This is a genomic window from Nocardia wallacei (assembly GCF_029868745.1).
Taxonomy (GTDB): Bacteria; Actinomycetota; Actinomycetes; order Mycobacteriales; family Mycobacteriaceae; genus Nocardia; species Nocardia wallacei_B.
Genome location: NZ_JARWOP010000254.1, coordinates 1 through 5,729, shown reverse-complemented (window position 1 = coordinate 5,729; position 5,729 = coordinate 1). Strand labels below are relative to the sequence as shown.

Annotated in this window: 4 protein-coding genes; all 4 read right to left on the bottom strand. The window is 66.0% G+C overall.

From position 1 onward, the window contains the following. Positions 1-220: 220 nt before the first annotated feature. Positions 221-1,438 (bottom strand): DUF7373 family lipoprotein, encoded by a 1,218-nt coding sequence (locus tag QH470_RS22660; RefSeq protein WP_280274365.1) that lies wholly within the window; start codon positions 1,436-1,438, stop codon positions 221-223. A 10-nt stretch (positions 1,439-1,448) separates the two neighbouring features. Continuing rightward, positions 1,449-2,654, bottom strand: a complete 1,206-nt coding sequence (locus tag QH470_RS22655) for a DUF7373 family lipoprotein (RefSeq protein ID WP_280274364.1) — start codon at positions 2,652-2,654, stop codon at positions 1,449-1,451. A 23-nt stretch (positions 2,655-2,677) separates the two neighbouring features. Then, positions 2,678-4,234: a serine/threonine-protein kinase gene (locus QH470_RS22650; protein ID WP_280274363.1), complete on the bottom strand. Its 1,557-nt coding sequence runs from the start codon at positions 4,232-4,234 to the stop codon at positions 2,678-2,680. A gap of 79 nt (positions 4,235-4,313) precedes the next feature. Next, on the bottom strand, positions 4,314-5,729 hold a 1,416-nt coding region (locus QH470_RS22645; protein ID WP_280274362.1), incomplete at its 5' end, for a DUF7373 family lipoprotein.

Sequence of the window (5,729 nt, the reverse complement as noted above, 5' to 3'; positions counted from 1 at the left end):
GCCAATTTAGGATTTTTGCGTGGGGCCTACTATAATTACATCTTGCCCGTATCCGCCTCCTGGGCGGCGGCGATCCTGATCCTCGCCGGTGGCAAGGCGATGCCCGGCCGAGTCCTCGGTGCGGTCGCCGCGGGCCCGCCCCCCGCCGTCTCCCGCGGGGGGCGGGGCGCCCCCCCCCCCCCCCCCCCCCCCCCCCCCCCACACTGCTTTGCGCCGAGGGCTACCAGCTGCTGTTGGCGAACAGAGCGTATTGCGCTGCCGCGCGTTGCTGCGTATCCACCAACTGCGAACTCGATACCTTGCTCACGAACCGGTCGTACCGCACCACGCAGTTGTAATTGCGCGCCGTGAACGACGAGGGCTGGAAGCCGACATTCTCCGAACAGAAGGTGTCGGGCACCTTCGGCGGTGAATCGACCGGGCGTTTACTCCTGCCCCGAAAGTAATCGGAGAGCATTGCGGCGGACGCGGAATCTCGCGTACGCCACGCCACGGCGGCGTTGTTGTCGCTGGCGATTCCATTCTGTACCACCCCGATCGCATCGACTCCGGTCTTCCGGAATATTTCTCGGGCAGCTTTCTTGTCGTCGACGAAATGTAGATAGGCGCGGTCGGACAACCACATTTCCGCAGGCATTCCCACACCGAAGAGATCATCGGGGTGAAGTGTCTTCCGGAGGATTCCGAACGGGTCGAACGGCAGGTGCAGCAGGTCTCGTTTCGATACCGGCCGCAGCGTGTCGAGGAGTGGTAGTTGAGCGTCGTACACGCGTTCGGCGAGCGCACTCAGATCGGATACCTCGCTCCGCGGCGTGCGGACGAAGATGCTCAACACGAAAGAACCACGCGCCATCCGCGTGCCCAGGGTTCTGATTCCGGGCCGCCAATGCGACAAAGCCTTGGGATATTTGGGCAGTGATACCGGTTGGTTCTGGTCTCTGGCGATGTCGAAATCCGCGGCCTCGAATTCCTGGGCCGCCGCGGCGGCCGCCTCGTCGCTCGGAAACTGAAAGACCGAGATATTCACGGCGGTATCGCCTTCGACCGGACCGCTTTCGTCCCGGTCGCTGTTCGCGGTCTGCATACCGTACAGCATGTCGTGCCTGGTCAAAATCGGAACGAAGTTATCGGAGAATTTGACGCTCGTGGCGTCCGTGGGCGACGCCACCGGTGCCGCGCCGCCGTAGTCGAGCTTTACGTCGATATCGGGGCCCGGTGCGATGACATCGGCGAGTCGCATGATCGCGATTTGTTTGCCATTCGTCAGATTGGGGGTGTAGTCATACCGCAGTTCGATAGGGTCGGTATTGTAGCTGCCGGTGTCGAGGGTCCGTACATCTATATCCGCGGGCTGCACCTTACCTGCGACGGTGCCGCATGCGGTCAAGAGGAGCGACATCGCCGATGCGGTAACGAGAACGGCCAGATTCTTCTTCATATGATTGCGCCTATTTGCTGTTGGCGAGAATGGCATATTGAGCCGACAGTCGCTGTTGGACATCCTGCAGTTGATTAGAGGCGACGGAGGCCATGAAGCGGCTGTAGTGCAGATGGCACGTGTACCGCATATACCCCAGGCTCGGGCCCTTGTACTCGAAGCATCGCGCGTTCGGGAGACCCGCGGGAGTGGGTGCGCGGCGGAGGAGCCTGGTGGGCTGCGTATTCTCCTCGAACAAGCGCTGAGCGGCCGCGGAGTCCCTCGTGCGAATCAGGTCGGCGCCATCGAGGGCCACCAGATCTACGCCGGCGTCCGCATACTGACGCCGTGACTCTTCGACCTCGTCGGTGAAGTGCAGCGCACCGTGCACGTCGTAAGCGCCCGGGATGTTCGTGAATCCATCACCCTCGGGCCGCCGCAATGAGCGGCTGCGCATATTCTCGCGGTCGACGGGGATGGTCATCAGTTTGTCGGGCGGTGTCGGAACAAACTTTTCCAACGTCGGCAGCGTTGCCGTGATCGCTTTTTCGGCCAAAGTGGCAAGCGGTGCGAAATCCGAAATGCCGAGCACCCGATTCTCGTGATGCTGAGCAATGGTCACGATGACGAACTTGCCGCTCGCCAGCCACGAAACCAGAGTTTGCCGAGTCGGCTGCCGACGTGCCACCGCTTCGGGGTACTTGTCGAGGGACGTGGGCTCCGCGTCCTCATCGTAGAATCCGGCCTTGGACAGCTCAGCGGCAGCCGACCGAGCCGAGTTGTCATCCGGAAAGATCAGGACCGAATTGACCAGCTCGTACGACAGCGCCTGCTTCTTGTCGGAGGCCGCCGAGGTCGAGAAGCCCGCGACGAAATTCGGTGCCGCCGTGTTGAACTGCTTCTCGTCGAGCCAGCGGAACATCGGGCTCAGGTGATACGCGTTGCTCACTTCCAGAAACGCGTGTACCAGGCTCGGCTCTCCGTGTCGCAGTGCGGGATCGATGTCGACAGGCAACGGCAGGACGCCGCCGAGCCGTTCGGCCTCCATGAACCGGGCGACGGGCATTCCGCTCGGCGCATCGAGTTTCCGGGGCGTGGTCGCATAGGGCCCTACATCGAGTTTCGTGATGTCCACAGACGGATCCGTGGTGGGCGCGGCCGCCTGCTCCGAGCCGCATGCGGTCGCTATGGCGGCCGTAAAACACAATGCGAGCACGCCCTTGACGGTCCTGTGCATCGGCCCGTCCCCCCTTCGAATTATTACTTGATCCGGTTCTGTAGCACCGGGAGCAGCTTGTCCAGCAGTGTCTTCTCCGAGTTCGGAGTCCAATTCCGGATGGCTGAGACCACCGCGGGCTCGTCGATCGGGACCACGGTGGCCTTCGACCCCGAAAGCTCGTACGGCAGGCCGATGAGGCCCCCGCCACCGGCTTTGTCGTCGCTGCGGACGGTCAGGATGTAGCTGTCTGCGGGCGCGTTCAGCCGCGGGTAACTGGCCGGCGCCGGACGGGGTGAGGGCTCATCGCCGTTCCCGGTGTAGCCCAGGTTGTACACGAAGCCGAGGCCCTCCAAGAATTTCGTCTGCGACGACCCGCCGAGATAGATTCCGAAGTCTCTGTTGCTCGTCACGTCCACCATCGTCACCGTCTTCCCCTCGAACCCCGGATTCGCCGCGCGGGCCTGCTCGACCGACGTGATCGGGGCCGCAGCGGTGGCCGTGGTGGAAGTGGTGGTTGTGGTGCCGCCGCCGCTCTGGGTGGCCCAGATGCCGATGCCTGCGGCGAGTGCGACCGCTACTGCCGCGCCGCCCGCGCCGAGCAGCCATTTCTTGTGGGGGCTCGGGGGTGGGGTGAGGGTGGAGAAGTCGGTGCGGTGGTGGGGGCCGGAGGTGGTGGAGCGGGGGTCGGTGCGGGGGGCTCGGGTGTCGGGGACCTGGATGGGGTAGGTGGGGGAGGTGTTGGTGTGGATCGGGTTGTGGCCGGGGAGTAGGGAATTCGAGGCGGCGTCGGTGAATTCGCGGCAGCTGTTGAAGCGCTCTGCGGGGTTCTTCGCCATGGCGCGCGCGAAGACGTGGTCGACGGCCGGCGGGAGGTGCGGGTTGACGGCTGTGGCGCGGGGCGGCGGGTCGTAGAGGTGGCCCATCATGACCATCGCCGGTTGTGTTGCGGGGTACGGGTTCTGGCCCGTCAGCAGTTTGTAGAACGCGCACGCCAGGCTGTAGATGTCGCCGCGGTGGTCGACGGCCATGCCCTGCAGCTGTTCCGGCGGGGCGTAGGCGATGGTGGCGACGAAGCTGCCGGTCTGGGTGAGTTCGGTGGCGTCGTCGGTGGACTTGGCGACACCGAAGTCGGTGAGCAGCACCCGCTCTTCCTCGTCGCCGCGGGAGAGCAGGAAGTTGGCGGGCTTGACGTCGCGGTGCAACAGGCCGCGGCGGTGCGCGTAGTCGAGGCCCTTGCCGACCTCGGTGACGATGCGCAGGGCGCGCAGCGGCGTCATGGCGTGCGGGTCGCGGGCGAGTTCGGCGGAGGCGTCGGTGCCCTCGACGTACTGCATCGCGATCCACAGATGGCCGTTCTCCTCGCCGCGGTTGTAGACCGAGACGATGTTCGGATGGTCGAGTCCCGCAGCGAGATTGGCCTCGCGTTCGAAGCGGCCCCGGAACTCGCCGTTGCTCGACAGCTCGCCACCCAGGATCTTGATGGCGTCCATCCGAGGCAGGCTCGGATGTTTGGCGAGATAGACGGTGCCCATGCCGCCCGCACCCAGCACACGCTCGATGCGGTATCCACCGACGATAGTGCCGGGACTTATCGCCATCTGTAATAAACTCCTGGTCGCACGGTCGGGCCGATCTCGCTCACGCGGAGCCTACTGCCCGCCGCGGGTACCGGTCGAGTCACGGCTGCCACTGGCTGTTGGCGAGCAGCGCGTACTGAGCGGCCGCGCGCTGCTGGGCGTCGAGCAGCTGTGCGGCGTTCAGATAGCTCACGTACTGGCGGTAGGCGACGATGCAGGTGAAGCGCTTCACCCTGGTCTGCGCCGAGTTGCCGGTGCCGGTTCGATTCTCCACGCAGGCGGAGTCGGGGACGTTCGGCGGCGCGTCCGCCTTCCGTGCCATGCCGGTGATGGCGAGCGGCTCGGTCACGGCCTTCCGCGCCGACGCGGCATCCTTTGCCCGGGCCAGCAGTGCTGCCTCGGTCATGGCGAACCGGTCGGCGCCGATCGCCTCGAAGGTCTTGCGGGCCTGGGCGCGGTCGGACATGTGGTGCAGCACGCCGCGGCGGCCGTAGACGCCCGGGTAGGCGCCGATGCCGGGCTTGTACACCTCGCTGGGGTTCAGCGTCCGGCTCAGGATGTGGTCCTGATCCCACGGAAGATGCAGCGCCTCTTCGTCCGACACCGGTTTCACCTGATCCAGCATCGGCAGCTGGGTGTCGAACGCCTTCTCCGCCAGTGTCGTGAGCGCGGCCTGATCCGGTTTGGGAACGGTGACCACGACTCCCACGACGTAGGGGCCCTGCGCGACGAACGACCGCGCGGTCGGCACGCTCGGCCGCCAATGCGCGTGCGCCTTGGGATATTTCGTGAGCGTCAGGGGCTGGTTGCTGTCCTTGTTGGCGTCGAAGTCGGCGGCGTAGAACTCCTCGGCGGAGCGCTGCGCGGCCTCGGCGTCGGGGAACTGCATGACCAGCAGATTGACCGTGGAGGCGTCCGGGGTGCTGCGGGACACCGTGGGCCAACCCGAGTCGAGGATGAAGGTGCTGCGGTCGGCGCCCTCGGACTTGAAGCCGTACATCATCTTGTTGCGCTTGGCGATCGCCTCGGTGACGTCGGGACGCCCCAGCAGCGAATCCATCGCCCCGCTGGTGAAGCTGCCCGCGTCGCTGCCGAAGGTCATCCGGGGATCGACGTCCTCCGCCGTTGCCACGTAGTCGGCCAGGCGCATGGCGGCGACATCGTCCATCTGGAAGAAGGCCGGGCGGTAGTCGTCGTAGATGTCGACCGGTTCGGTCGGGTAGGCCCCGACGTCGAGTTTGCGGATGTCGACCTCGCCGGGCAGCGCGGTCCCGGCGAGGGTGGCGTTGCAACCGGTCAGCGGGGGGCCCCCCCCCGCCGCGCGGGGGGGCGGCCCCCCCGCGATGCGCGCGCGCGGGGGGCCAGGAAGGCGCGGGGGGTCGGGGGGTGGGGGTGTGGGCCGCGGTGGCGGCGTCCGGCGCGGGTGACGACGGCGACGCGGCCGTCGAGGCGGAAGGTGTCCAGGATCATCGCGAGGTGATTCCTCCTCCGGACCACCGCGCGGGCAGTCCTGTGT

What these genes read in the sequence shown, in the direction of transcription:
- QH470_RS22660 (WP_280274365.1), bottom strand. Translation starts at nt 1,438, where the DNA reads ATGAAGAAGAATCTGGCCGTTCTCGTTACCGCATCGGCGATGTCGCTC.
- QH470_RS22655 (WP_280274364.1), bottom strand. Translation starts at nt 2,654, where the DNA reads ATGCACAGGACCGTCAAGGGCGTGCTCGCATTGTGTTTTACGGCCGCC.
- QH470_RS22650 (WP_280274363.1), bottom strand. Translation starts at nt 4,234, where the DNA reads ATGGCGATAAGTCCCGGCACTATCGTCGGTGGATACCGCATCGAGCGT.